1 protein-coding gene is annotated in these 515 nt (G+C 42.1%); it reads left to right on the forward strand.

What is annotated here, in order from left to right:
* A partial coding sequence (locus CXF54_RS12955) for an Ig-like domain-containing protein (RefSeq protein ID WP_198551072.1) occupies positions 1-515 on the forward strand: 515 nt, incomplete at both ends.

Genomic DNA, 515 nt, shown 5'->3' on the forward strand with positions numbered 1-515 from the left:
TTATAACGAAGTTCCAGAAACTGTAGATGATGCAGTAGTTGGAATAACAGGAACACCAACGGTAATCGATGTGTTAGCTAATGATAGTGATTCAGATGGAACATTAGATCCAACAACAGTTGTGATTATTGATCCAGACACAGGTTTACCAGTAACGACATTGACTGTGCCAGGCGAAGGAGCATGGGTTGTAGATCCAATAACAGGAGAAATCACGTTCACACCAGAGTCAGGTTTTACAGGTGATCCAACACCAATAACATATACAGTAGATGATAATGATGGCGGAACATCAGCACCAGCAACGGTAAGTATAGACTACCCAGTAGTAGTACCAGTAGCGGTTGATGATTTAAGTAGCGCTAACACAGTAGGGTCAACAGTTGGAGTTGATGTAGTGGTAAATGATAGCGATTCAGACGGAGCAATAGATGCAACAAGTGTAAGTTTAGTAGTTCCAGTTGGAGCAGTAAACGTGATTACTGATGCAGACGGGGATGTTGTAGGCTTTACCA

The organism is Olleya sp. 1-3 (assembly GCF_002836085.1).
In the GTDB taxonomy this organism is placed as follows: Bacteria; Bacteroidota; Bacteroidia; order Flavobacteriales; family Flavobacteriaceae; genus Olleya; species Olleya namhaensis.